This is a genomic window from Cupriavidus sp. HE11 (assembly GCF_056097175.1).
In genome coordinates this window covers 2,127,025-2,150,787 of the sequence record NZ_CP184465.1, presented here as the reverse complement: position 1 = coordinate 2,150,787, position 23,763 = coordinate 2,127,025, and the positions used below count along the sequence as shown (strand labels likewise).

The 23,763-nt window shown below is 67.0% G+C and carries 21 protein-coding genes; 8 read left to right on the top strand and 13 right to left on the bottom strand.

What is annotated here, in order from left to right; all coding sequences use genetic code 11:
* Positions 1-125 precede the first annotated feature (125 nt).
* Entirely contained in the window at positions 126-284 is a 159-nt protein-coding gene (locus tag ACOABP_RS26985; RefSeq protein ID WP_082926650.1) for a DUF3309 family protein, read from the top strand.
* Positions 285-338: 54 nt separating this feature from the next.
* Positions 339-527: a DUF3008 family protein gene (locus ACOABP_RS26980; RefSeq protein WP_474228794.1), complete on the top strand. Its 189-nt coding sequence runs from the start codon at positions 339-341 to the stop codon at positions 525-527.
* 147 nt (positions 528-674) lie between these two features.
* On the opposite strand, the gene ACOABP_RS26975 is transcribed toward ACOABP_RS26980, so the two are convergent.
* Genes ACOABP_RS26975 through ACOABP_RS26965 form a run of 3 tightly spaced genes read right to left on the bottom strand, consistent with a single transcriptional unit; the run spans position 675 to position 2,682 of the window.
* Entirely contained in the window at positions 675-1,301 is a 627-nt protein-coding gene (locus tag ACOABP_RS26975; protein ID WP_474228793.1) for a ParB-like protein, read from the bottom strand.
* Between the two features lie 17 nt (positions 1,302-1,318).
* A complete protein-coding gene (locus tag ACOABP_RS26970) occupies positions 1,319-1,807 on the bottom strand; it encodes a hypothetical protein (RefSeq protein ID WP_474228791.1) in 489 nt (162 codons plus the stop codon).
* A gap of 17 nt (positions 1,808-1,824) precedes the next feature.
* A complete protein-coding gene (locus ACOABP_RS26965; RefSeq protein WP_474228789.1) occupies positions 1,825-2,682 on the bottom strand; it encodes an SDR family oxidoreductase in 858 nt (285 codons plus the stop codon).
* Positions 2,683-2,915: 233 nt separating this feature from the next.
* Here ACOABP_RS26965 and ACOABP_RS26960 point away from each other — a divergent pair, with 233 nt between their 5' ends.
* Positions 2,916-3,566 carry a ParB-like protein gene (locus ACOABP_RS26960; RefSeq protein WP_474228787.1) on the top strand — a complete coding sequence of 217 codons (651 nt, stop codon included), beginning with the start codon at positions 2,916-2,918 and terminating at the stop codon, positions 3,564-3,566.
* A 6-nt stretch (positions 3,567-3,572) separates the two neighbouring features.
* Here the strand turns inward: ACOABP_RS26960 and ACOABP_RS26955 are convergent, their stop codons facing one another.
* The 5 genes from ACOABP_RS26955 to ACOABP_RS26935 form a co-directional block, all read right to left on the bottom strand.
* On the bottom strand, positions 3,573-4,142 hold the full coding sequence (locus tag ACOABP_RS26955) for a hypothetical protein (RefSeq protein WP_474228785.1): 570 nt from the start codon (positions 4,140-4,142) through the stop codon (positions 3,573-3,575).
* Positions 4,143-4,248: 106 nt separating this feature from the next.
* On the bottom strand, positions 4,249-5,334 hold the full coding sequence (locus ACOABP_RS26950; RefSeq protein WP_474230573.1) for a DNA topoisomerase IB: 1,086 nt from the start codon (positions 5,332-5,334) through the stop codon (positions 4,249-4,251).
* Between the two features lie 275 nt (positions 5,335-5,609).
* Positions 5,610-6,545 carry an alpha/beta hydrolase family protein gene (locus ACOABP_RS26945; RefSeq protein ID WP_474228784.1) on the bottom strand — a complete coding sequence of 312 codons (936 nt, stop codon included), beginning with the start codon at positions 6,543-6,545 and terminating at the stop codon, positions 5,610-5,612.
* On the bottom strand, positions 6,532-7,725 hold the full coding sequence (locus tag ACOABP_RS26940; protein WP_474228782.1) for a DUF3182 family protein: 1,194 nt from the start codon (positions 7,723-7,725) through the stop codon (positions 6,532-6,534). The genes ACOABP_RS26945 and ACOABP_RS26940 overlap by 14 nt, the downstream gene beginning before the upstream one ends.
* Positions 7,726-7,797: 72 nt before the next feature.
* The gene (locus tag ACOABP_RS26935) at positions 7,798-8,307 is read right to left on the bottom strand and encodes a low affinity iron permease family protein (RefSeq protein ID WP_474228780.1); all 510 of its coding nucleotides are present in this window, start codon (positions 8,305-8,307) and stop codon (positions 7,798-7,800) included.
* Between the two features lie 225 nt (positions 8,308-8,532).
* Here ACOABP_RS26935 and ACOABP_RS26930 point away from each other — a divergent pair, with 225 nt between their 5' ends.
* Entirely contained in the window at positions 8,533-8,889 is a 357-nt protein-coding gene (locus ACOABP_RS26930; RefSeq protein WP_474228779.1) for a BON domain-containing protein, read from the top strand.
* Positions 8,890-8,962: 73 nt separating this feature from the next.
* On the opposite strand, the gene ACOABP_RS26925 is transcribed toward ACOABP_RS26930, so the two are convergent.
* The 5 genes from ACOABP_RS26925 to ACOABP_RS26905 form a co-directional block, all read right to left on the bottom strand.
* Positions 8,963-9,427: a PRC-barrel domain-containing protein gene (locus ACOABP_RS26925; protein WP_474228778.1), complete on the bottom strand. Its 465-nt coding sequence runs from the start codon at positions 9,425-9,427 to the stop codon at positions 8,963-8,965.
* 79 nt (positions 9,428-9,506) lie between these two features.
* Positions 9,507-10,076 carry a hypothetical protein gene (locus ACOABP_RS26920; protein ID WP_474228777.1) on the bottom strand — a complete coding sequence of 190 codons (570 nt, stop codon included), beginning with the start codon at positions 10,074-10,076 and terminating at the stop codon, positions 9,507-9,509.
* Positions 10,077-10,157: 81 nt separating this feature from the next.
* The gene (locus ACOABP_RS26915) at positions 10,158-10,505 is read right to left on the bottom strand and encodes a hypothetical protein (protein ID WP_474228775.1); all 348 of its coding nucleotides are present in this window, start codon (positions 10,503-10,505) and stop codon (positions 10,158-10,160) included.
* Between the two features lie 200 nt (positions 10,506-10,705).
* Positions 10,706-11,533 (bottom strand): sensor histidine kinase, encoded by an 828-nt coding sequence (locus tag ACOABP_RS26910; RefSeq protein ID WP_474228774.1) that lies wholly within the window; start codon positions 11,531-11,533, stop codon positions 10,706-10,708.
* A gap of 132 nt (positions 11,534-11,665) precedes the next feature.
* A complete protein-coding gene (locus tag ACOABP_RS26905; RefSeq protein WP_474228772.1) occupies positions 11,666-13,066 on the bottom strand; it encodes a sigma-54-dependent transcriptional regulator in 1,401 nt (466 codons plus the stop codon).
* Positions 13,067-13,378: 312 nt separating this feature from the next.
* Between ACOABP_RS26905 and ACOABP_RS26900 the strand changes: the two genes are divergently transcribed.
* The 4 genes from ACOABP_RS26900 (at position 13,379) to glgB (ending at position 23,702) form a co-directional block, all read left to right on the top strand.
* Positions 13,379-14,395, top strand: coding sequence for a sigma-54 interaction domain-containing protein (locus tag ACOABP_RS26900; protein WP_474228771.1), 1,017 nt, complete (start codon positions 13,379-13,381; stop codon positions 14,393-14,395).
* Positions 14,396-14,732: 337 nt separating this feature from the next.
* Positions 14,733-18,044, top strand: coding sequence for an alpha-1,4-glucan--maltose-1-phosphate maltosyltransferase (locus tag ACOABP_RS26895; RefSeq protein WP_474228770.1), 3,312 nt, complete (start codon positions 14,733-14,735; stop codon positions 18,042-18,044).
* On the top strand, positions 18,041-21,442 hold the full coding sequence (gene treS, locus ACOABP_RS26890) for a maltose alpha-D-glucosyltransferase (RefSeq protein ID WP_474228769.1): 3,402 nt from the start codon (positions 18,041-18,043) through the stop codon (positions 21,440-21,442). The genes ACOABP_RS26895 and treS overlap by 4 nt, the downstream gene beginning before the upstream one ends.
* Positions 21,435-23,702 carry a 1,4-alpha-glucan branching protein GlgB gene (gene glgB, locus ACOABP_RS26885; RefSeq protein WP_474230572.1) on the top strand — a complete coding sequence of 756 codons (2,268 nt, stop codon included), beginning with the start codon at positions 21,435-21,437 and terminating at the stop codon, positions 23,700-23,702. The genes treS and glgB overlap by 8 nt, the downstream gene beginning before the upstream one ends.
* Positions 23,703-23,763: the final 61 nt, after the last annotated feature.

The window sequence follows — 23,763 nt, the reverse complement described above, 5'->3', positions numbered from 1 at the left end:
CACCGATATCAGCCCCTGCCCGCCTCAGGTCGGAGTGGTGCTGTCCTAACCTGCAATAACAGGGACAGCCGCGCGGCAACGTCAATCGTCGCCGCGCAGCCAGCACCACAACAAAGGAGCGCACCATGGGTATCGGCACCATTCTTCTGATCGTCCTCATCCTGCTGCTGGTTGGCGCACTGCCAACGTGGCCGTACAGTTCCGGCTGGGGCTACGGGCCAAGCGGCGGTCTGGGGCTGATCGTCATCATTGTCGTGCTCCTGGTTGTGTTGGGCCGGATCTAGTACCGATCCGGAGCCGTTCACCGCGAACCGAATCGCGAACCGAAGGAGATCGACATGCCAGCCAAATCCAAGGCCCAGCAGATGGCGGCCGGAGCCGCCTTGTCAGCGAAGCGCGGCGAGCGCAACGCCAGTTCGCTCAAGGGCGCATCGAAGTCGATGGCCAGGTCGATGAGTGAAGGCGAACTCAAGAAGATGGCCAGCACCAAACAGAAGGGCAAGCCCATGCACAAGTCGAAGAGCTAGGGAGCAAGGAAGCTCCCGGTAATTCGCCTGTCAATTGCTTTCGCGATATACGCCGCGGGCGGGGTCCATCGAAGATTGACGATGGCGCCAGTTTCGCGGCGTTTCTGCGTCCTGCGCAGCCCCCTTCCGCTTCCGCCTCCGCTTCTCTCAGCCGACACCTCCCTCCCGCTCGCACTTGCCCACGAAGCCCGGCAAGCGCTTCGCCTTGCTGCTGCGCGCAAGCTGTATGGCCTGCGTCATCGCCAGCGCAAAGCCGGGAATGCTCTCCATGTCCTCCGCCACGTGCCGGCGGAAGAATGCCGCCCAGCGGAAGTCCCCATACGCGTTGCCCGGCTTGCGATAAGCGCCCGAGTTGCGGGTAAAGGCGGCGAGGCTGCGGTAGGGATCGTCCCGCATGCCCATGACCGTAGCCGGCAAGTCCTGCTCCGACAGGTGCTCGCCGTGTTCGTCATACGGATGCACATGACCCAGCGTGCGCATCCGCTTCCAGAACTTGCCCGGTGCCAGGTGACTCAGGTCGTCGACGATGGCGACCGGTGCTTCCTGCCAGCCCAGTTCCAGCCAGGCGCGGGCCCAGTGATGATGATCGGCGATATACAACGCACCGCCCGGCCCGGCGATGGTCTGGATACGGTGAGCTTCGAGAAACCGCTCCAGCGCTGCGCGGCTGCGCGGTCTGGCAGAGACGTCCATCTTCTCGTGTACCTGGTACATCCCCAGCGTGATCTGGGTGGGCCGAAGCGTGTCGAGTTCGGCAGTGGCATGCGTGACCATCGGCGCGTCGTCCGTCTTCAGTTATGGCCGGCGACCTGGCGGTCGACATAGTGTTCGAGTTCGCTGCCGGGATCCTCGTTGCCGGTAGTGTCCTCGGCCACCGCTTCCTGCGCCACCGGTGCGGCATGCGCGGGTCGCGCAGTGCCTTCCGCGCCTTCGTCACCCTTGCCGGTGCCCTGGCCGGGGATTGGCCAGCATTCGCCCTCGGCCGCATCGACCAGGGCAGGCGTGTGTGCGGGATCGAAATCGGTCCACTGCCCGCCTTCCCATTTGCCCTTGGCCTCTTCGCAATCGCAGGCACCGCCTTCGCGCAGCACGTCCAGCACCTCGTCACGGCGCTCGCCCTTGGCGCGCGCGGCAAGCAAGACGCCCGGCGGCCGCGCCCCACCCGGGTCTACCGACATGATCGATACATCCCACACGGAAAACCCGCGCGCATACAGCTTCTGCGCCGCGTGTTCTGCTTCGGGAATGGACGCGAAGCGCCCGGCAACAATCGAAGACATGATGTTTCTCCCTGTGTTCAGGCGTTGACCACTTCGCCACCGTTGATATGGAGAATCTGACCGGTGATATAGCTTGCGGCCTCGGACGCCAGGAACACGTAGCCCGCAGCCACTTCAAAAGGCTGCCCGGGGCGGCCCATTGGCGTCTTTTTGCCAAACTCGGCCACTTCCCTGGCCGTAAATGTCGACGGAATCAGTGGCGTCCAGATCGGGCCCGGCGCCACGCCGTTGACGCGGATGCCGCGATCCACCACCTGCAGCGCCAGAGACCGCGTGAACGCCACGACGGCCCCCTTGGTAGCAGAGTAGTCCAGCAGATGCGCGCTGCCGCGATAGGCCGTTACCGAGGTCGTGTTGAGGATCACCCCGCCCTGCCCCAGATGCGGCAGGGCCGCGCGTGTCACATGGAACATCGCGAAAACGTTGGTCTGGAACGTGCGCTCCAGCTGGGCGGCGCTGACGTCTTCGAGCGACTCCTGTGGATGCTGCTCTGCCGCATTGTTCACCAGTACGTCGAGCCGGCCGAACAATTTCAGCGTATCGGCCACGATCTTGTCCGCGTGGGTTACGTCGGCAATGTCACCGGCAATCGCCAGCGCCTTCTGGCCCGCCTCGGACACCAGCCTTTCCGTTTCCCGCGCGTCTTCGTGCTCATCCAGGTAGGCGAACGCAACGTCGGCGCCCTCCCGGGCAAAGGCCACGGCAATCGCGCGGCCAATGCCGCTGTCGCCGCCTGTCACCAGCGCCACCTTGCCGCGCAGCCGGCCGCTGCCAACATAGGCTTCGGCGCCGCTGTCGGGTTTCGGCTCCATTTCGCTTTCCAGGCCCGGCTGGCGGTCCTGATGCTGTGGCGGGAGTTTGCCTTGGGTGGACATTTGCGCTTCCGATAGCATCGTCATTGCAGACGTGGGGCGCAAATTCCGTGCCGCGCGGTTGCCCTTGTGCTGCCTTGCGCCCTGCGGCGCGCCGGGCATTTCCCGCCCCGGAGATGCGTAACGGTTACAAGCGGTGGCAACGATTGCCGAAGCGGGCCGGTGGCATGCGCAGCCACGCCACGGCACAAACCTTGCTCCTTCGTGACCATTGCTGTCCTGGAGATCAGACACCCATGGCAAAGCGCGCGCGGCGGCTTGGCAAGGACGCGGCACTGATGGTGCCCATCGGGCTCCTGCGTCCCACGCAGATCACCGTGGGCGCGTACCACGTCGCGCAGAAGATGCATGTCACGCGGCGGCTGGCCCATGCCGACATTCCGGCATTTCTTGACCAGCATCGCGTGCACATCGTCATCGGTCCCGAGCAAGCGATGTATATCGTCGATCATCACCACTGGGTGCGGGCGTGGCAAGACATGGGCATCGACATGGTGCCGGCGCTGGTTCGCAACGACTTCAGCCATCTGTCGGTACGCAAGTTCTGGAAGCGCATGACCGACGAACATATGGTCCATCCGTACGACGAGCGCGGACGGCGCCGGCCAATCAGTGAATTGCCGGCGGACGTCCACAGCATGCGCGACGACCCCTACCGCAGCCTGGAGGCGTTTGTGCAACTGGCCGGCGGGTATCGCAAGGTGAAGACCGCATACTCGGATTTTCGCTGGGCCGACTTTTTCCGCAAGCACATCAAGGGGCCGCTGGATACGCACCACACTTTCGCGGCCGCACTGGCCAGGGGCCTGCAGCTTGCCATGAGCCCGAAGGCGCGCGACCTGCCCGGCTACCTCGGGCCGTGCAAGGACGCGCGTCGAAATCGATAGCGTGGATCAGGCGGCGGCCTTGCGCCGGGCGCCAGCCCGGGCATTGTCGCGAGCCTGCGTCAGCACGCAGCACAGCAGCAGATAGGCGCGCTTGAACTCGCCGGCAGCCTCGCGCGCACTGCCGCTGCGCGCGTGGCGGAAGCCCGCATCCAGCCGGGCCTCGATGCCGCGTTCCACATCTGGTTGCGTGTACAGCGATCGGGTACGGTTCTGCCACAGGGCCATGGTGGCCATATGCTGGCTGTCCAGCGCAGCAGGTGACATCACCTCGTCCGGCTTGCTCAGTGCCAGGCGCATCTCGCACAGCGCCTGCATCAGCACGCGTGCCTGGCGCAGATCGCTGCCACGCGGCGCACGCGCCGTGGCGCCCTTGCCATGCTGCGCCTTGGCGGCCAGCCGTGCGGGCGATACAAGCCGCGCTATCCGGGCAGCATTGGCTGCGCCGTCGCCGCCATCGTCTCCGATCTCGGAAGTTGAGGGATTGCCAGCAGTGGGGAGCGATTGATGCGCTTCCGTAAGCAAGGTTGCCGGGCTGCTGCTGTCAGCCTCCAGCCAACCGATAACTGCGTATTCCACCTTGGACCTCGATTGCTATGCGTGTTCTGCTTGTTGTTGGTACAAGCATCGATGCAATTGCCGTGCCGGTTGGTATGTTGCGGCTGCCTGATGCCTGCCTGACACCTCAGGCAGCCCTGCGCGCGGGCCGCGCCAGCGCGGCGGTACTTTCCAGCAGCGCCAGCAGCCGTGCCTCGTCGGTACGCAGGCGCATGCCTGCACGCGGTGCCGGTAAAGCCTGCAATGCATCCGCCATGAACGCGGCCAGCACATCCGGATGCACATAGCACTTGCGGCAGACAGCCACGGTGTTGCGCAGCCGTTGCGCCACGCTGCGAATCACGTCGACCATCGCCCGCTTGCGTGCCGCCTCGGTATCGGCGGGAGTCTTTCGCAGCAGCGCCAGCGCATGCACGCTGCCGGCCCATGTGCGGAAGTCCTTGGCCGTGAACTCGCCGCCCGTCACCTCCTGCAAGTAGGCATTGACGTCGGCCGAGCCAATCTCGCGCACCTCGCCGTCGCTGTCCTTGTACTTGAACAACTGCTGGCCAGGCAGGTCTGCGCAATTGCGCACTACCCGCGCCAGCCGTGCATCGTTGACCGAAACATCATGTGTGACGCCGGACTTGCCGGTGAACTGGAAGCGCAGGCGGCTGCCCTGCACCGCCACGTGCTTGCGTTTCAGCGTGGTCAGCCCGTACGTGCGGTTTTGCTCCGCATAGCGCGGCGTGCCCACGCGCACCAGCGTGGCATCGAGCAGCGTTACCACGGCGGCCAGGACCTTCTCGCGCGGCATGCCATTGCGCGCCAGGTCGCGTGTGACGCGCCCCCGCAGATGCGGCAGCGCATGCCCGAACGCCATCAGCCGCGCGTACTTGTCGGCGTCGCGAAGCGCGGCCCAGTCGGCGTGATAAACGTATTGCTTGCGGCCGCGCGCATCGCGGCCCGTGGCCTGCAGGTGGCCGTCGGGATCCAGGCATATCCAGACCGACTCGTACGCGGGCGGAATCGCCAGGGCGTCGATACGGGCCTGCGTGGCAGCATCGACGCGCTTGCCGTCGGGCCGGAAATAGGCAAAGCCCTTGCCGGCACGGCGCCGGGCGATGCCGGGCTCGCTGTCGTCGACATGATGCAGCCCCACCTTGCGCAGGGCCGCGTCTAGGTTCGCGGTCTGGATGTCCGGGTCGGCAGCGTTTTTCTGGGTCATGTGCATGCGCGTACGCATGAGCCATGCCATCGGCTTCGGCCCGGCAATTACGGGGTGACGCCTCGCGCGCTTGCAGTTTTTACCGGCTCAGAGCGGCGGCGGCAGGCGCTAGTTGCAAATTCTGCCGCCTGGAGGGAACGCTTCTTGCGCGATCCGCCTCGTATCCATTGCGCGACTTTGCCGTCCGCATGCTGTCGGCGCCGCGCGAGCGTTTGAAGCTGGCCCGCGCGATGGATCGGCGCGTGACGGCGCGCCGCAGATCCACATCGGCAAGCCACGCACTACACCGCCCCGCGCTCCGGGCGCGGTCGCGCGGCAATGACCTGTGGATCGTTCTCGTCGTCGCCGTCGGCCAGCACCGCCTCGCGCGCCTTGTCCTCGCCGCCGTTATCCTTGCGTTCCGGCTCCAGCCCGTCGTCGTGATGCGGCGTCTTCGGCGCGGTCGATGCCTTGGACGGCCGGGCCGGCACGGCGGGCCCCGTACGGGCCTCGGTGACCATCTCGCGCAGCCAGCCCAGCAGCAGCCTGGTGTACGCGCGCTGGCTGTCCTCGCTGTCAAGCCCGTGGTCGGCGCCCTTGAGCACCCGATACGTGATCGAACTGGCCTGGATGCAGGCATCGACGTAGCTCAGCACCGCCGTGTGCGGCACGATATTGTCGTGCTGCGATTCCACCACAAGCACATCGCCCTTGAAGTTCGTGCAGGCGCGCAGTGCGCGATTGGTATCGGCGGCCACCACCTTGCGGCGGTAGGCCACCAGGTCCTGGTCGCGGTGCAGTTGCCGCTTGGGCGATTCCCAGCCTTCGTCCATGTACAGCGCCGGGGCGCGAAACGCGAGCCAGCGTACGGGCCTGAGTTCGCACAGCACGGCGGCCAGATAGCCACCGTAGCTGCTGCCCACTACCGCGACGGCATTGCGGTCCACCTCGGGATGGCGCACCAGCATGTCGTAGGCAGCCAGCACGTCGGCCAGGTTGCGCATGCGGCTGACGGTCTCGTACTGTGCCGACGTGCCAGCATGGCCGGTCAGGTCGAAGGTCATGCAGACCGCGCCCAGCCCCGCCACTTCGCGGGCACGGGCCAGGTACTGCTGCTGGCTGCCGCCCCAGCCATGCACGAACAGCACGCCGGGCAGCTTGGTGGCGGGCGAGATCACGGTGCCCGCGATCATCCCGCCTTCGGTATGGATCTGTATCGATTCTTCATGAGTGGCCATCGGAAACGGACTCCAGTCTTGCGTATTTGGTCAGTGCGCCGACACTGCGGTCTTCTCCCTGGAAATAGACGTCCGCATCCTCCGGAACGGTTGCGTCCTCGCCATAGATCTCGCGCGTGCTCGCCGTGGCACGCACGCAATGCGGATCGTCGCGAAATGCAGCCAGTGCGGCCAGCTCCGCGCCCGTGGCGCCACCGACGCGCCACGACTGCTCCAGTACGCCCAGCCGTGGCAGGCCGTTGTCGCTGCCGAACGCCACGTCGTAGTTGCAGCGCGACATCAGGGCCCCCGGGAAACAGTCGATGGCCGCCGCGTGATAGGCCATCGCCGCAGTGACCGCGTCGTGCAGGTGCACCTCCAGCGGATGCGCCAGCAGGTCTTCCAGCGTGCCACGCACCACACGCAGCTTGGACCCGCCGTAGACCTTGCGGCCGGTGTTGTCGGGCGTCAGGTCCTGCGTGCCGCAATAGCTGGCGCACAGGTCGCCAACTTGGATCTGCCCCACGCTGAAGGTAACCACGTCGTCGAGATTGCGCTCCAGCACCAGCCCCTCGCGTTTCACGCGCGCTGCGTCCAGCCCCTGCAGCGCCCGGTCCAGCTCCGCGTCGTTTGCCACCACCTGCTGACCGAGCCCGCCGATTCCGCATGGCTCCTTGACCCGTACCTTGCCGCCGCGCAGCATCGCCCGGCCGGCGCGGCTGGCATCATCGAGCGAGAATGCGGTATAGCCTGGCAGCACATGCCCAAGTATGCGCGCGGCAAACGCCTCGCTCCAGCCGTCAGGCGCTGCAGCATCAGGCGTCACCAGCCCGTGCGAGATCGCCTTGGTGGCGATAAACGCGTGCGACACCACGCCGCCGAGCAGGTCGTCCAGCCCGGCGATGCCAAGCTGGCGCGCACTGTCGACGCCGGTCAGCGTATCGGCCGGCACGAAATAAAGCCGGCCTTCCTGCGGCCGGTGCGTGGCCGCGTCGTAGCTGCCGGCGAATGTGAAGCCGGCCAGCTTCGCCACGCGCTGGGCGATACCCTTGAGCGTGGCGCCCTGGTGGCTGTCCGGGTCATCGCAATCGGCGCGGCCATATACCACCACGCGTACATCGCGTTGCCGCGGATCGGGGGCCGGGGCGGCTTCCACGGCCACCGCGGTAGCTGCTGCATCGGGAGTCACTGGGGTTGCCAAGTCGGGCTCCTCTGCGGCCAGGCCGCGTCGTTTCAGCGTGTCAGGTCCAGTCGTCGCCTGTCATGGTCGAGGCTACGCCGTGGCTGGCGCCTGACGGTCATCCCGCGGCTTGCGGCGCGCGTGCTGCACACGGGTCTTTTCGGCGTGGTTCTCGTTGGCTTCGTCTATCGAATGGCTGCACTTGACGTCGCCTTCCTCGTCCGCCAGCTCGGCCAGATGCCGGTAGAACGTCACAAGCTGGCGCAATTCTTCTTCGTCGAGATCCTCGATCGACACCAGGTGGTTGCTGGCCTCCCTGTGCGACGCCAGCAGTTCGTTGAGCTTCAGGTGAACCGCCATGGCGTCCTTGTTCTGGCTTTGCTGGATCAGGAACACCATCAGGAACGTGACGATGGTGGTGCCGGTGTTGATCACTAGCTGCCACGTCTCCGAATAGCCGAACAGCGGCCCGGTGATGGCCCAGGCGAGCACGACAAAGACGGCCAGGGCAAAGGCCACCGGCGAGCCGGCCTGCCGCGTCGCGGCGCCCGCAAAGTGGTCGAACAGGTGAAAAAGACGGCGATACGTAGGCTGGCGTTGCATGAATCGCTCCCCTGGCAAGCAGGACTGTCTACATTGTAGGGAGCGCCCTAATGCAGTTTCAGTCGGTGGCGTCCTACAAGGACGTCATCCGGCACCGTGACATGTCGTTTTTACAAGCAACGATCCGGAGCCCTGGGCGCCCGGTGGGCATGGCGATTGCGTCTCACCGGCATTCCGGGCGCGGCTTTTCCGCCGCGCGCCATCACTTACCAGACGAGGACTGCCATGATGCAAACGGATAGCGAAGCCCCAAGCCGTACCAGCCCCGATTACGAAGACGAACTGCTGCGCGAGCGCGTGGGCACCTGTATTGCGGAATTCTGCGGTGGCGACATGCCCGACGGCGTGGCAGTGCACGTGGTGGCGCGCCGCGTGACGATCACGGGCCAGGTGGAGGACATCGATATCGCCCAGCGCATCGAAAAGGCCGCCTCGACGCCGCCCGGCATTCTGGGCGTGTCCAACCAGCTGACCACGCGCGTTCCGCCGCCGCGCGAGGCCCCCGGCCAGCCGCCGCAGGCCACCGGAATGCGCGCCGATCCGGCGGAAAAGCCGCCGGGCCAGATCAATCACAAGGTGTAACGACGGATACGGCCCCTGCCCCGTGCAAAGGGGCGGGGCCGCGCAAGCCTGTGAAACGCCGGGGCCGAGCCCGTCAGGCCCAGGGATCGTACCGATCCTTTTCCCAGTACGGCGAAATGCCGTAGTACTCGTGGATGCTGGTGGCCCATTGCGAATTCGCCATGGTGGGCCATTGCTCCTTGTCGAAGCCGGGCGCGGCCTTGATGCGTTCCTTTTCCACCCCCAGCACGAAGCACTTGCGGCGCGTGTCCAGCGTCAGGGCCGACCACGGCAGCGCATGCAGCTTCTCGCCAATACCCAGGAAGCCACCCATCGCCAGTACGGCATAGGCGATACGGCCGCCCAGCACGTCGAGCATGATGTGGTCGATGGTCCCGATCTCCTCGCCGGACGGGTCTACCACCTTGTTGCCTTCCAGCGTATCGGACGCCATCACGAACGGCCCGCATCCGGCCGTGGTCTGGTCGACGTCGCCAATGATTGATGCACCGCGCGGCGGCGTACCGGCGGGCGGGCTCTGCGGGTCCATGGGCTTCATGAGCGGTTCCTCCAAGGGTGACAAGTTGAACTGCAAAGTCAAAGGTAGCCGAACCTGGCGACCGAAGTTCGTCGATACATCATCTTCCCGCCGGCACCGGCGGCGCCAGCGGATCGAAATCCTCCCAACGGCCGTCGCGCCACTCGCCGTCGGCACGTTCCACATCGCGCGCACCGCCACGGCGCAGTTCGGTAGCGACCAGCGCCGTATTGGCATCGCTGACATGCGCCGCCAGCAGTACGCCGGCATGCCGCATCGGCCCCGTGCCACGAGCAGTGCCGGCCAGCGCGCCCATCAGCGAACCGGCATAGGCGCCCACCCCGGTGGCAAAGGCCATCACCAGCACCAGCACCCACGGCTGTAGCGACGCGGCAGCAACCCAGGCGCGCGCGGCGGCCACCAGGCAAACCCCGACCGCAAATCCGGCCGCCGCGCCGATCAGGATGCCCCGTCCGGCGCCGGGCCCCGCATTACGCGCGCCGGGGTCCACGGCCTCGTCGCCGCCTATCGGAAAAGTGGCGTGCTGGCCTGGCGGATTCACATAGAACATGGTTAGATCGTCCTGCCTGACGCCCTGGGCCATCAAACGTGATGCAGCAGTCTCGGCGCGGGCAAACGTTTCGAATCGTCCTGCGATGATCGTAGACATCCTGAGGCTCCGTTCAAGGCATGTTGCAGTGCACTGGTGTGGAAGCGATCACATTGCGGTCGCCGGGCCGGGGAACTGCCCCTAGCGCTTCTTGTCGCTGCGGTCGCTCACGCCGGTACGATGGGCGGCGGCCTTTTCGCCAGCCGGCTGGTGTTCGCTGCCTTTCTTCAGCTTCCAGTCCACGTCGTCGCGGCGGGTGGCGGTCTGGCGCTCGGCATGCTCGGCGGCGCCCGGCGAGATTGGGTCACTGGCCGGGAAAGTCATGTCGAGCGATTCGTCCACCGCCGCCTGGTAAGTCTTGCCGGCCTTGTCGGACTTGTCGGACTTGTCGGACTTGTCGGACTTGTCCTTGCTGGTCTTGTCCACCGAGTGAGTCGACGGCTTGGCCGATGGCTTGTGTGAACCCTTCGAAGCATGAGCGTGTGACATGGCGTCTCTCCTGATCGGAATCGAGTTCGGGTCCCCTGTATGCGGGGCTCCGTTCGTCAACGATGCAAACGCCGGGCCAGCACGGCAACACCGCGCGCAAGACCGCTGCAGGGTGCGCGCAGCGGCGCGTCATGTCGGGTACAGCCGGGAGATGGGCTCGCGGTGGCGCTGCAGATTGTGCGCCACGCGGTAAAAAGTGCTCAGGCGGGATGTGCGGCACTCTTGCGTGGAAAGCGCACGGCAATGCAGACGGTGACGTTCTCGGTATCGCCGCAGTTCTCGTTCTCGGCTGTCAGCGCGGCACCTTGCAGTTCCACCATGCGGCGGGTCAGCAGCAGCGCGGTGCTCTGCCGCGGCGAATGGCCGCCACTGGCAGGCACCCGGCGGCCAAAGAAGTCACTCAGCGCGACCAGCCGGCCCTCGCCTCGCGTTCGCTCCACAGGCGGGCTTTCGGTAATGCGGAACTTGACATAGTCGGGCTCGGCGCTCAGGTACACCCGCACCGAGCCGCCTGCTGCGGCGCGCCAGATGCAGTGAACCAGCAGATGCCTGAGCAATGGACCGATGCGCAATGCATCGCCGGGCACCTGGAAGCCGGTGGCGGCGTTGTCCTGAATGTCCAGGGTTGCCAGGATAACGCCGCGCGCTTCGGCGGCGGCCCGCTTGTCCTCGATTGCCACCCCGGCCAGCACGCGCAGGTCGGTTTCTTCCCACGAGGGGCCGCGTTCGTCGGCCAGCAGACGCACGCCTTCTTCCATTTCCTCGATCAGCGCCAGTTGCTGCTGCATGCCCGAGCGCATGCCGTCCAGCGCGCGTTGCGCCGGCGCCGCCAGCGAATCGATCGAGCGGTCCAGCACATAACTCCAGCTCTGGATGGCATTGAGCGACGACCGCAAGTCATGTGCGGCCTGCTCGATCAACGCGCCAACCTCGCCAATGCTGCGCACGGCGAGCGGAGCGTCGTCTGGGGCACCCCCACCGGCAGAAGGCGGCACGGCAGAGGGAGGAATGCGCGGAGCGTCAGTCATGTTCAGCCATCGGATCGGCAATCTGTTCGGAAGCCATCATTGGTTTCCACCACGCAAGAACCATGCACTGGCATCGCCAGGCCGTCTTGCGCGCCACGCCGCATGCTTCGGAGCCCGTGCCCGCCACCCTCATCAGGCGGCAGGCGGGCTGGCGTCGCCGCCACGTGATGCCCGCAGCCACTCCGGCAGTTCGCCCTTGGCTGCATAGTCCTCCAGCCGGTTGTACAAAGTCTTCAAACTGATACCCAGAATTTCCGCTGCATGCTTCTTCACACCGGCGCATTGCTCCAGCGTGGCAAAAATCAGCTGGCGGTCGGCCTCGGCCAGCGACATGCCCACCGGCACCGACACCACGGCCGTGCCGGTGCTAGGCGCGGCGGCCACCTGCAGCGGGATCTGTACTTCGGTGATGACGTCCTGGTCGGCCATGATGTACGCGCGCTGCACGAAATTGCGCAACTCGCGCACGTTGCCGGGCCACGAATGCATGCGCAGGCTTTCCAGCACGGCGGCCGAGAACCGGCGCTGCGTGCCCTGCTCGGCGTTCAGTTGCTCCAGCATCGTATTGCCGATCTGCACCACGTCGTCACCGCGCGCGCGCAGCGGCGGCAGTTCGATCGGGAACACATTGAGCCGGTGATACAGGTCGGCGCGCAGCTTGCCTTCGGCCACGGCTTCCTCGGGGTTGCGGTTGGTGGCGGCCAGCACGCGCACGTCGGCATGGGTCTCGCGGTTGGTCCCTACGCGCATGAACGTGCCGGTCTCCAGCACGCGCAGCAGCTTCACCTGCAATTCCAGCGGCATCTCGGTGATTTCATCGAGGAACAGCGTGCCTCCGTCGGCGCGTTCGAAATACCCCTTGTGCTGGCGATCCGCACCCGTAAAGCTGCCACGTTCGTGCCCGAACATCTCGGTCTCGATCAGCGTGGGCGAAATCGCCCCGCAGTTGACGGCCAGGAACGGCTGCCGACGGCGCGCCGACAGTTCATGCACGGTCTGTGCGGCCAGTTCCTTGCCGGTGCCGCTTTCACCGATCAGCAGCACGGTGGCCTCGGTGGGCCCCACCTTGCTGAGCTGGTCGTAGACGACCTGCATGGCCTCCGAACTGCCCAGCAGCCGGCCAAAGCGTCCATAGCGGCGCAGTTCACCGCGCAGCGAATGCACTTCGGCACGCAGTTCGCTGGTAGTGGCGATGCGCTTGAGTACGGTCTGCAGCCGCGTGACATTGATCGGCTTGACCAGGTAGTCGGTGGCGCCCAGGCGCAGTGCCTCGACAGCCGATTCCACGCTGGCATAGCCCGTGGTCAGGATCACCTCGACCCCGGCGGAGCCAACCTCGTCGAACAGCTCCATGCCGTTTCCGTCCGGCAGCCGCAGGTCGGCCAGGATGGCATCGGGCATGCGCCAGCCGATCTGCAGGCGCGCCTCGCGCAGGCTGTTGGCGCTGGCCGAGGAAAAGCCTTCGATCGCGACAATCTCCGCCAGCGCCGCGCAGGCGTTTTCGTCGTCGTCAACGATCAGGATATGTGGCATAGGAGAGTCGGGTGGCGTCGTAAGACCGGCGTCTGGTTGTCTGGGCCCGCAGGTGGCGGCTGGTTCGCCAGGGCGCATGCGGACGGCACACGCCTGAGGATAGGCTGAAGTGTAACGACAGTCCCCTGACCGTTATGCCGGTGTCCGTCTGACACGCCTGTAGGGCCATGCCGCGACAGCGTTTCAGGCTGTAGCCACCCGGCGCCTGAACAGATAGCATGATAGACATCTTCCACCATTCCGACGCGCCTGCGCGTACCGGCCGCCCCCGATTTCTGTCAACGCGCCGGACAGCAGGCCCCATCGCCACCCGTGTCAACCACTGCCACGCTCCCTTCCGGACGCCCCGCCGCGCCGCCGCGCCCCGCGGGACGCCGCGCCGCACCTGCGCAGGTCTCGCTGCTCTGGGAAAGCACTTCGCCCGCCATGCAGCGCCTGCTCGGCCAGTTGAACCGCGTGGCGGCCACTGACGTCACCATGCTTGCCGTGGGGGAAAGCGGCAGCGGCAAGGAAGTGGTGGCGCGCGCGGTGCATGAGCGCAGCAGCCGCCGGAGCGGGCCCTTTGTCGCGGTCAACTGCGGCGCCATCGCACCCACGCTGATCGAGTCGGAGCTGTTCGGCCACGAGAAAGGCGGCTTCACCGGCGCACTGGAACAGAAGGCCGGCTATTTCGAGCAGGCCCAGGGCGGCACGCTGTTCCTGGACGAAGTCACGGAAATGCCGCTGGAGATGCAGATCAAGCTGCTGCGCGTGCTGGAAAGCCGGTCTTTCCATCGCCTAGGCGGCGACGCCCCGATGATCAGCGATGTCCGCATCCTGGCCGCCACCAACCGCGATCCGATGGATGCCGTGCGCGGCGGCCAGTTGCGCGAAGACCTGCTGTACCGGCTGGCCGTCTTCCCGCTGCATATCCCGCCGCTGCGCGAGCGCCCCGAAGACATCATTCCGCTGGCGCGCCATTTCCTGGACGAGTTCAACGCGATGGAACAGACCGAAAAGTCTTTCTCGCCCGGCTCGCTCGAACGGCTGGTGCGCTACGACTGGCCCGGCAACGTGCGCGAGCTGAAGAACTCCATCTACCGCGCCTACATCCTGGCCGACCGTCAGGTGGAGATCGGCAACCCGGGCCTTGCCAGCCAGCCGCCCCGCCCCACCACCGTCGATGGCGTGGTCAGCGTGCGCGTGGGCACCACGCTGGCCGATACGCAGCGCGAGATCATCCTGGCAACGCTGGCGAAGTACGACGGCGACAAACGCCAGGCCGCCAAGGCGCTCGGCATCAGCCTCAAGACGCTGTACAACCGCCTCGACGTCTATCGGGCCAGCTGAACGGGCCCGCCCAGCCGCGCTCATACCCGCGCAGCACCGGCAAGATCCTTCCCCGCATCATCGCCCGAGTCGCCCGAACCCCTTTCGGGTGTCCTGAATGCATGCATTCCGACCAGCGGGCATTCCTACGCCTGCGTCGTTCTGACCCTGTATTTCTTACATAGCTGACTGGGCAGACGCGTGGTCAGGCCTGCGCGACATCCCTTGCTGCACCGCACTTCCGGCCCGATGCCCGGACCCGTGCCGGCGCTGGCATGCCGTCTGCATGTCCGTATGGAATTGACATGACGCGCGCCCGCCTGCCCAACGGGCGCCCCACGGCCAGAGGACGTGTGACGTGCGCATTTGCCAAATCAACCTGACGGAATCGCGGGCACTGGACAACGACGCGCTGGTGCGCGCTGCCAGGCTCGGATTCGACCATATCCTGCTGGCCGGCTGGTCGGCCTCACACTCGCGGCCCGACGCCCTGAAAGCAGCGTTTGATGCCTGCCGCAAGCACGGTCTGGCACCACTGCTGGACCTGGCGCTCGACCGCCTGCCCAGTGACACTGCAGCCATGCACGACGGCTGGGTCGATCACGCGCGGCCCGCCGGCAGCCCCGACGCCACCGACAACCACCTGCCTGGCGTACGCGTGCGCTGGTTCGACGACGCCACGGCAAGCCAGTTGCTGGCCTGGTGGGCGGCCCAGTTGAGCGATGCCCTGGCCGCAGGCGCGGCAGGCTTTTGCTGCAGGGCACCATCGCGCGTGGCCGGACGGCATTGGGCCGAGCTGATCGAGACGCTGCAGCGCAATAGCGGCGCCGGTCCCGCAGGCAGGCCGCTGTTCCTGGCGTGGACGCCCGGCACCACGCCGCAGCAACTCGACGACCTGTCCACCGCACCGTTCGACGGCGCCTTCTCGTCACTGCCGTGGTGGGACTACCGCAGCGCCTGGCTGACCGAGGAAATCGCCCGCCTGCGCCGCTTCGGCCGCGTACTGGCCGCGCCCGCGCTGGCACCGGACGGCGTCGACGTGCTGGCCGCACGGCGGGCGCTGTGGACGGCGGCCGCCATCGGCGATGGCTGGATGGTGCCGGCGGGGTACGAGACGGGCGCCGCCGCCGCGCATGGCGCCGTGCCCGATACCTCGCCCGGCGCGCAGCCCGAAGGTCATCCAGACGATATCGTCGACGCACCTTACGACCTGACCCATGAGCTGATGCAGGCCAACGCCTGGCTGGCTGCCCGCGACGACGAGCCCGCCGTGGCCGTCCGCCAGGTCAGCGGCCCGGATGCCCCGCTGACCGTGCTGGCACGCGTGCCGCGCCATCTTGCCAACGGCGCGGCCGGCGAGCCGGCGCTGACCGTGGTGTTGAACCCGTGCCCCATGCAGCCGGCGTCGTTCGGCGTCGACCGGGTGCTGAGCGGACTGCCGCAGCCATCGGCCACGCTGACGCCCGTGGACGGCGGCCCGGGCGGCACGCTCGAAGACGGCCTCGACAACCTGAGCCCCTGCAGCACCATCACGCTGCCGCCGGCCGATATCCGCCTGTTCGAAGCGGTGCCGGCACCCGTCGTCACCACCACCGGGCGCAAGGATGCCCGCAAGGCGGCAGATCGCGCGGCCGACCGTGCGCTGGCCGCCGCCATGGAAGCACCGCGGGTAGCCATCGAGAACCTCGCGCCCAGCACCGACAACGGCCGCTTTGCGGTGCGCCGCACCGTGGGCGAACGCGTGGAAGTCAGCGCCGATATCTGGATGGACGGTCATGACAAGCTGGCCGCCGTCGTCCTGTGGCGCGGCCCCGGAGAGCAGGCGTGGCACGCCGCGCCGATGGTCCATATCGTCAACGACCGCTGGCGCGGCAGTTTCCCGATCGTGGCCCTGGGCCGTCATGAATTCACCGTCGAGGCCTGGCGCGATACGTTCGCCAGCTGGCTGGACGAGGTGGGCAAGAAACGCAAGGCCGGCGTCGACATCAAGCTGGAGATCGAGGAAGGCGCGCGACTGGTGGCAGCCACGCTCGATACGCCGGACGGCGCGGCCATTGCCGACACCAGCGCGATCCTGGCCGATCTGTCGGCCGCAGCCGACGACGCGTTGCGCCTGGAAATCCTGCTTTCGCCGCGCACCGAGACGGCCATGCGCGCGGCCATGGAAACGCCGGCCGGCCGCCCGTTCGCGAGCCGCTATCCGACCACCATGCCAATCGAGGCAGACCGCCTGGCCGGGCGCTTTGCCAGCTGGTACGAACTGTTCCCGCGCTCCGAGAGCGGCGATGCGAACCGCCACGGTACCTTCGATGACGTGATCCGCCGCCTGCCCGCCATTCGCGCGATGGGCTTCGACGTGCTGTACTTCCCGCCGATCCATCCCATCGGCCAGGCGCACCGCAAGGGCAAGAACAACAGCCTGAAGGCCGAGCCCGGCGACGTGGGCAGCCCATACGCCATCGGCAGCCCCGAGGGCGGGCACGACGCGATCCATCCGCAACTGGGCACGCTGGAGGACTTCCAGCGCCTGCGCCGGGCCGCCGCCGACATGGGGATCGAACTGGCGCTGGACTTCGCCATCCAGTGTTCGCCCGACCACCCCTGGCTGCGCGAGCACCCCGAATGGTTCTCGCACCGTCCGGACGGCACGCTGCGCTATGCCGAAAATCCGCCAAAGAAGTACGAGGATATCGTCAACGTCGACTTCTACGCGGCGCCACCGGGCGGCGAGCAGCTCTGGCAGGCGCTGCGCGACGTGGTCATGTTCTGGGCCGACCAGGGCGTACGCATTTTCCGCGTGGACAACCCGCATACCAAGCCCCTGCCGTTCTGGGAATGGATGATCGCGGACGTGCGCGCGAAGCATCCGGACACACTGTTCCTGGCCGAGGCCTTCACCCGGCCCAAGATGATGGCGCGGCTGGCAAAGCTGGGCTTCTCGCAGTCGTACACGTACTTCACCTGGCGCAACACCAAGGCCGAGCTGATCGAGTACATGACCGAGCTGACACAGAGCCCGCTGCGCGAGTTCTATCGCCCGCATTTCTTCGTCAACACGCCGGACATCAACCCGTTCTTCCTGCACGAAGGCGGGCGCCCGGCGTTCCTGATCCGCGCCGCGCTGGCGACGCTGCTGTCGGGCCTCTGGGGCATGTACAACGGTTTCGAGGTCTGCGAAAGCGCGCCGCTGATCCTGAATGGCGTGGAACGCGAGGAATACCTCGACTCCGAGAAATATGAACTGCGCGTGCGCGACTGGCATGCGCCGGGCAACATCGTGGCCGAGATCTCGCGGTTGAACCAGATCCGCGCGAACCACCCGGCGCTGCAGAGCCACCTGGGCCTGCGCTTCTATCACGCCAGCGACGACGCCGTGCTGTATTTCGCGCGCTTTGTGCCCACCGGGGCCGAGCAGGCCGGCGCGTTTGGCGACGACGTACTGCTGGCCGCCATCAGCCTGGACCCGCGCGCGCCGCGCGAGACCGAGATCGAACTGCCGCTCTGGGAATGGGGCCTGCCTGACAACGCCGCGCTGGACGCCGAAGACCAGATGTTCGGCACCCGCTTCACCTGGCACGGCAAGCGCCAGCGCATCCGCCTGAACCCGCGCGAACTGCCATTCTCGCTCTGGCATGTCAGGCCCCAACAACAACCTGGAGACACGGCATGAAGCGACTCTCCGAGCGCGCCAACGCCGCACTGCTCAACGCCGATCCGCTCTGGTACAAGGACGCGGTGATCTACCAGCTGCACATCAAGTCGTTCTACGACGCCAACGGCGACGGTGTGGGCGATTTCGCCGGCCTGCACGCCAAGCTCGACTATCTGGTCAGTCTGGGCGTCGACACGGTCTGGCTGCTGCCGTTCTACCCGTCGCCACGCCGCGACGACGGCTATGACATTGCCGACTACCGCAATGTCCATCCCGACTACGGCTCGCTGGCCGAGGCCAGGCGCTTCGTGTCGGCGGCACACGCCCGGGGCCTGCGCGTGATCACCGAACTGGTCATCAACCATACGTCCGACCAGCACCCGTGGTTCCAGCGCGCGCGCCGCGCCAAGCCCGGGTCCGCCGCCCGCAACTACTACGTATGGTCCGACAACGACCAGAAATACACCGGCACCCGCGTCATCTTCTGCGATACGGAGAAATCCAACTGGAGCTGGGACGCCGAGGCCGGCGCGTATTTCTGGCACCGCTTCTACTCGCACCAGCCGGACCTCAACTTCGACAATCCGCAGGTGCTCAATGAAGTGCTGTCGGTCATGCGCTTCTGGCTCGACATCGGTATCGATGGCCTGCGGCTCGACGCCGTGCCCTATCTGGTGGAACGCGAAGGTACCAGCAACGAGAACCTGCCCGAGACGCATGAGGTGATCCGCAAGATCCGTCGCCACCTGGACGAACGGTATCCGGGCCGGATGCTGCTGGCCGAGGCCAACATGTGGCCCGAAGACGCCCAGCAGTACTTTGGCGGCGCCAGTGGCGGCGGCACGGCCGACACCACGGGTGCGGCCAGCCCCGACGGCGGCATCGAGGGCGACGAATGCCACATGTCGTTCCACTTCCCGCTGATGCCGCGCATGTACATGGCCATCGCCCGCGAGGACCGCTTCCCGATCACCGACATCATGCGGCAGACCCCCGAGGTGCCGCCGAACTGCCAGTGGGCGATCTTCCTGCGCAACCACGACGAACTGACGCTGGAAATGGTGACCAGCAGCGAGCGCGACTACCTGTGGGAAGTCTACGCATCGGATCGCCGCGCCCGCATCAACCTCGGCATCCGCCGCCGGCTGGCCCCGCTGATGGAACGCGACCGCCGCCGCATCGAACTGATGAACAGCCTGCTGTTCTCGATGCCGGGCACGCCCGTGATCTACTACGGCGACGAAATCGGCATGGGCGACAACATCCACCTGGGCGACCGCGACGGCGTGCGCACGCCGATGCAGTGGTCACCCGACCGCAACGGCGGTTTCTCGCACGCCGACCCGGAACGGCTGGTGCTGCCGCCGTTGCAGGGCCCGCTGTACGGGTTCGAGGCCGTCAACGTCGAAGCACAGACGCGCGACCCGCATTCGCTGCTGAACTGGATGCGCCGCATGCTGGCGCTGCGCCGTCAGCACCGCGCCTTCGGCCGGGGCACGCTGCGTTTCCTGTTTCCGGGGAACCGCAAGATCCTGGCGTACCTGCGCGAGTACGACGGCGAACACATCCTGTGCGTGGCCAACCTGTCACGCGCGCCGCAGGCCGTGGAACTGGACCTGTCCCAGTTCAACGGCCGCGTGCCCGTGGAAATGCTCGGCGCCACGCCGTTCCCGGCCATCGGCCAGCTGACGTACCTGCTGACGCTGCCGCCGTATGGCTTCTACTGGTTCGTGCTCAGCGAGGACGCGCAGCCGCCGTCGTGGCACGTCAACGCGCCGGAGCAGATGGTGGACCAGGTCACGCTGGTGTTGCAGAACATTGGCGGCCGCTCCGAGCTGACCGACTCCGCCCGCCGCGCACTGACCACCGAAGTCCTGCCCAACTACCTGGCGCGGCGCCGCTGGTTTGCCTCCAAGGGCGAACGCATCGAACGCGTGACCGTGGCCTACGCCTGGCCCGTGGCCCGCGTGGGCACCAGCGAGGAGGTCTGGCACTGCGAGGTGGAGGTATCGCTACCCGGCCGCACCGAGTGCTACCAGCTGCCGGTGGCCCTGCTATGGGACCGCGAAAGCACCGACGGCATGTCGCAGTTGATGACTGGCCTGTCGATGGCCCGCATCCGGCGCGGCTCCCGCGTGGGCGTGGCGACCGACGGCTTCGTGGTCGAGTCCTATGCCCGCGCCGTGGTGCGGTCGCTGCGCGACGATGTCAGCGCCGAGACGTCGCACGGGACCATCCGCTACCTGGCCGAGCCCGGCCTGGCCGGAGCCCCGCTCGAAGACGAGCCGGTGCAGTGGATGTCGGCCGAACAGTCGAACAGTTCGCTCGCCTTCGGCAACACGGGCGTGCTGAAACTGGTGCGGCGCGTGGCCGGCGGCATCCACCCCGAAGCCGAGATGACGCGCTACCTGACCAGCCATGCCTACACGCATTCGGCACCGCTGCTGGGCGAAGTCGTGCGCACCGGCACCGATGGCACGCCGCACACGCTGATGCTGCTGCAGGGCTACATCCTGAACCAGGGCGATGGCTGGGACTGGACCCTCGATTACCTGGGGCGGTCGATCGACGACGCCCTGCCCGCCACCGAGACCGACAACGAGGACGAGTTCGGCGAAGCCATGGCCGGCTACGCCACGATGGTCGGCACGCTGGGCCGGCGCCTGGCCGAACTGCACGCGGTACTGGCGCAGCCGACCGATGAGGACGCGTTTGCCCCGGTAGCCGCCACCGGGGCGCAGGCCACGGAATGGGCCGAAGAGGCACTGCGGTCGCTCGAAGAAGCGCTGGGCCTGCTTGAAGCGCGCCGGGGCAATGCCTCGGGCGCCTTCGCACGCGACATCGACACGCTGCTGGCCGCGCGTGACAAGCTGCCGCATCTGGTGGCACGGCTGGCCGCTGCCGCACCCGACAGCCTGCAGACGCGCATTCACGGCGACTTCCACCTGGGCCAGGTGCTGATCGCGCAGAACGACACCTACCTGGTGGACTTCGAAGGCGAGCCGCGTCAGCCACTGGCCTTCCGCCGGCGCAAGACGTCGCCACTGCGCGACGTGGCCGGGCTTTTGCGATCGATCGACTATGCCGCCGCCACGGTAGGCACCGACCGGCAGGAGCGCACGCACGCCACGCTGCCGCCCGCCCAGGCCGAACGTCGCGCCGCGCTGCTGGACCGCTTCCGCACCACGGCCGGTGACGCGTTCCTGAACTGCTATCAGCAGGCCATGACGGCTGCGCCGCAGGCCTGGGCCGATGCCGGCCAGTTGCAACCGCTGCTTGACCTGTTCCTGCTGGAGCGTGCGGCGTATGAAGTGGGCTACGAGGCGGCCAACCGCGTGGCATGGATCGACCTGCCGGCCAGTGGCCTGGCACGCCTGGTCCGCAAGCTGCTGGGAGACGACGATGTCCATGAATGATGCCGCCACGCTTGATGCGCCCGCGCCGACATTGCCAGGACCGGTCATCGACGCACTGCGCGAGGCCCGTCTGGCCGATCCGTTCGGCGTACTCGGCCCACAGCGAGACGAACACGGCGCCGTGGTGCGTGCGCTCGTGCCTGGCGCGGCTGCCATCCAGCTGACCAGCGCCGATGGCGAGTTTCTGGCCGACATGACGCGGCTGCACGCCGACGGCGTGTTTGCCGGGCGCCTGCCTGGCTTCGAAGACCGGCAACCCACGGCCCCCGACTACCGCCTGCGCATCCGCTGGCCCGACGGCAGCGAGCAGATCGCCGCCGACCCGTATGCGTTCGGCCTGCTGCTGGGCGAACTGGACCTGCACCTGTTCAACGAAGGCCGCCACCTGGAACTGGGCAAATGCCTGGGCGCGCAATGCCTGACCATCGACGGTGAACTGGGGGTCCGGTTTGCCGTGTGGGCGCCCAACGCGCGCCGCGTGTCCGTGATTGGCGATTTCAATGGCTGGAACCCCGCACGCCACCCCATGCGGCTGCGCCACGGCGCGGGCGTCTGGGAACTGTTCGTGCCGCAGGGCATGGGCGTCGGGCCCGGCAGCCGCTACAAGTACGACATGACAGGCCCGCATGGCGAGGCGCTGCCCGACAAGGCCGATCCGGTGGCGCAGGCCACCGAGCTGCCGCCGGCCACGGCGTCGGTGGTGGCCTGCGCGGGGCATGCCGCGCCGCCGTTCCGCTGGAACGATGCCGCGTGGATGGAGCAGCGCGCGAAGACCGATCCCTACGCCGCACCGATGTCGGTCTACGAACTGCATGTGATGTCCTGGCAGCGCGCCGCCAACGACAGCGGGCGCGGCTGGGACATCCTGGCCGAGCGGCTGGTGCCCTATATCCGCGACCTTGGCTTTACGCATATCGAACTGCTGCCCATCACGGAACACCCGTTCGGGGGATCGTGGGGCTACCAGCCGTTGTCGCTGTTCGCTCCCACGGCCCGGCTGGGGTCGCCGGAACAGTTCGCATCGTTTGTCGACCGCTGCCACCAGGCCGGCATCGGCGTGATCCTGGACTGGGTGCCCGCGCACTTTCCGACCGATCCACACGGACTGGCGATGTTCGACGGCACCGCGCTGTACGAACACCAGGACCCGCGCGAGGGCTATCACCAGGACTGGAACACGCTGATCTACAACCTGGGCCGCAACGAGGTGCGTGGCTTCCTGCTGGCCAATGCCGTGCACTGGCTCGAACATTTCCATGCCGACGCGCTGCGCGTGGACGCGGTGGCGTCGATGCTCTATCGCGACTACAGCCGCGAAGCGGGCCAGTGGGTGCCCAACCGCTTTGGCGGCCGCGAGAACCTGGAGTCGGTGGCATTCCTGCGCGAGATGAACACGGTGGTGCACGAGCGCTGCCCGGGCGCGCTGACCATCGCCGAGGAATCCACGGCCTGGCCCGGCGTCACCGCCAGCGTGGAGTCGGGCGGACTGGGCTTCAGCTTCAAATGGAACATGGGCTGGATGCACGACACCCTGCGCTATCTTGGCCACGAGCCGATCCACCGCCCCTGGCACCACGGCGACATGACATTCGGCATGGTCTACGCGTGGTCGGAGGCGTTCGTGCTGCCGCTGTCGCACGACGAGGTAGTACATGGCAAGGGATCGATGATCGCCAAGGCGCCCGGCGACGACTGGCAACGCCTTGCCAACCTGCGCGCGTACTACGGCTTCATGTGGACGCATCCGGGCAAGAAGCTGCTGTTCATGGGCGGCGAATTTGCGCAATGGCGCGAATGGAACCACGACGACGAACTGGACTGGGCGCTGCTCGACCAGCCCGCCCACCGGGGCGTGCATTCGCTGGTGCGCGACCTGAACCGCCTGTACCGCGACCTGCCGGCGCTGCACGCGATGGATCACCGGCCCGAGGGCTTCCAGTGGATCGTTGGCGACGACCACCAGAACAGCGTGTTTGCGTACCTGCGGCGCGCCGGGCCCGATAGCCAGGACGTGGTGCTGGCCGTCGTCAACATGACGCCGGTGCCGCGCATCGGCTACCGCCTGGGCGTGCCGTTCGCCGGGGCATGGAAAGAGTGCCTGAATACCGATGCCGAAATCTATGGCGGCAGCAACATGGGCAACTGCGGCGGCGTGCAGGCCGACGCGACGCCATCGCACGGCCAGCCCGCGTCGTTCTCGCTGACCCTGCCGCCGCTTGCCACGCTGATCCTGCGGTACGCACCGGAGCACGCTGCCTGACGCCTGAAGCCGGGACACTGCCGGCAGGACGCGCCATCACGACACACATAACCAGAACAAC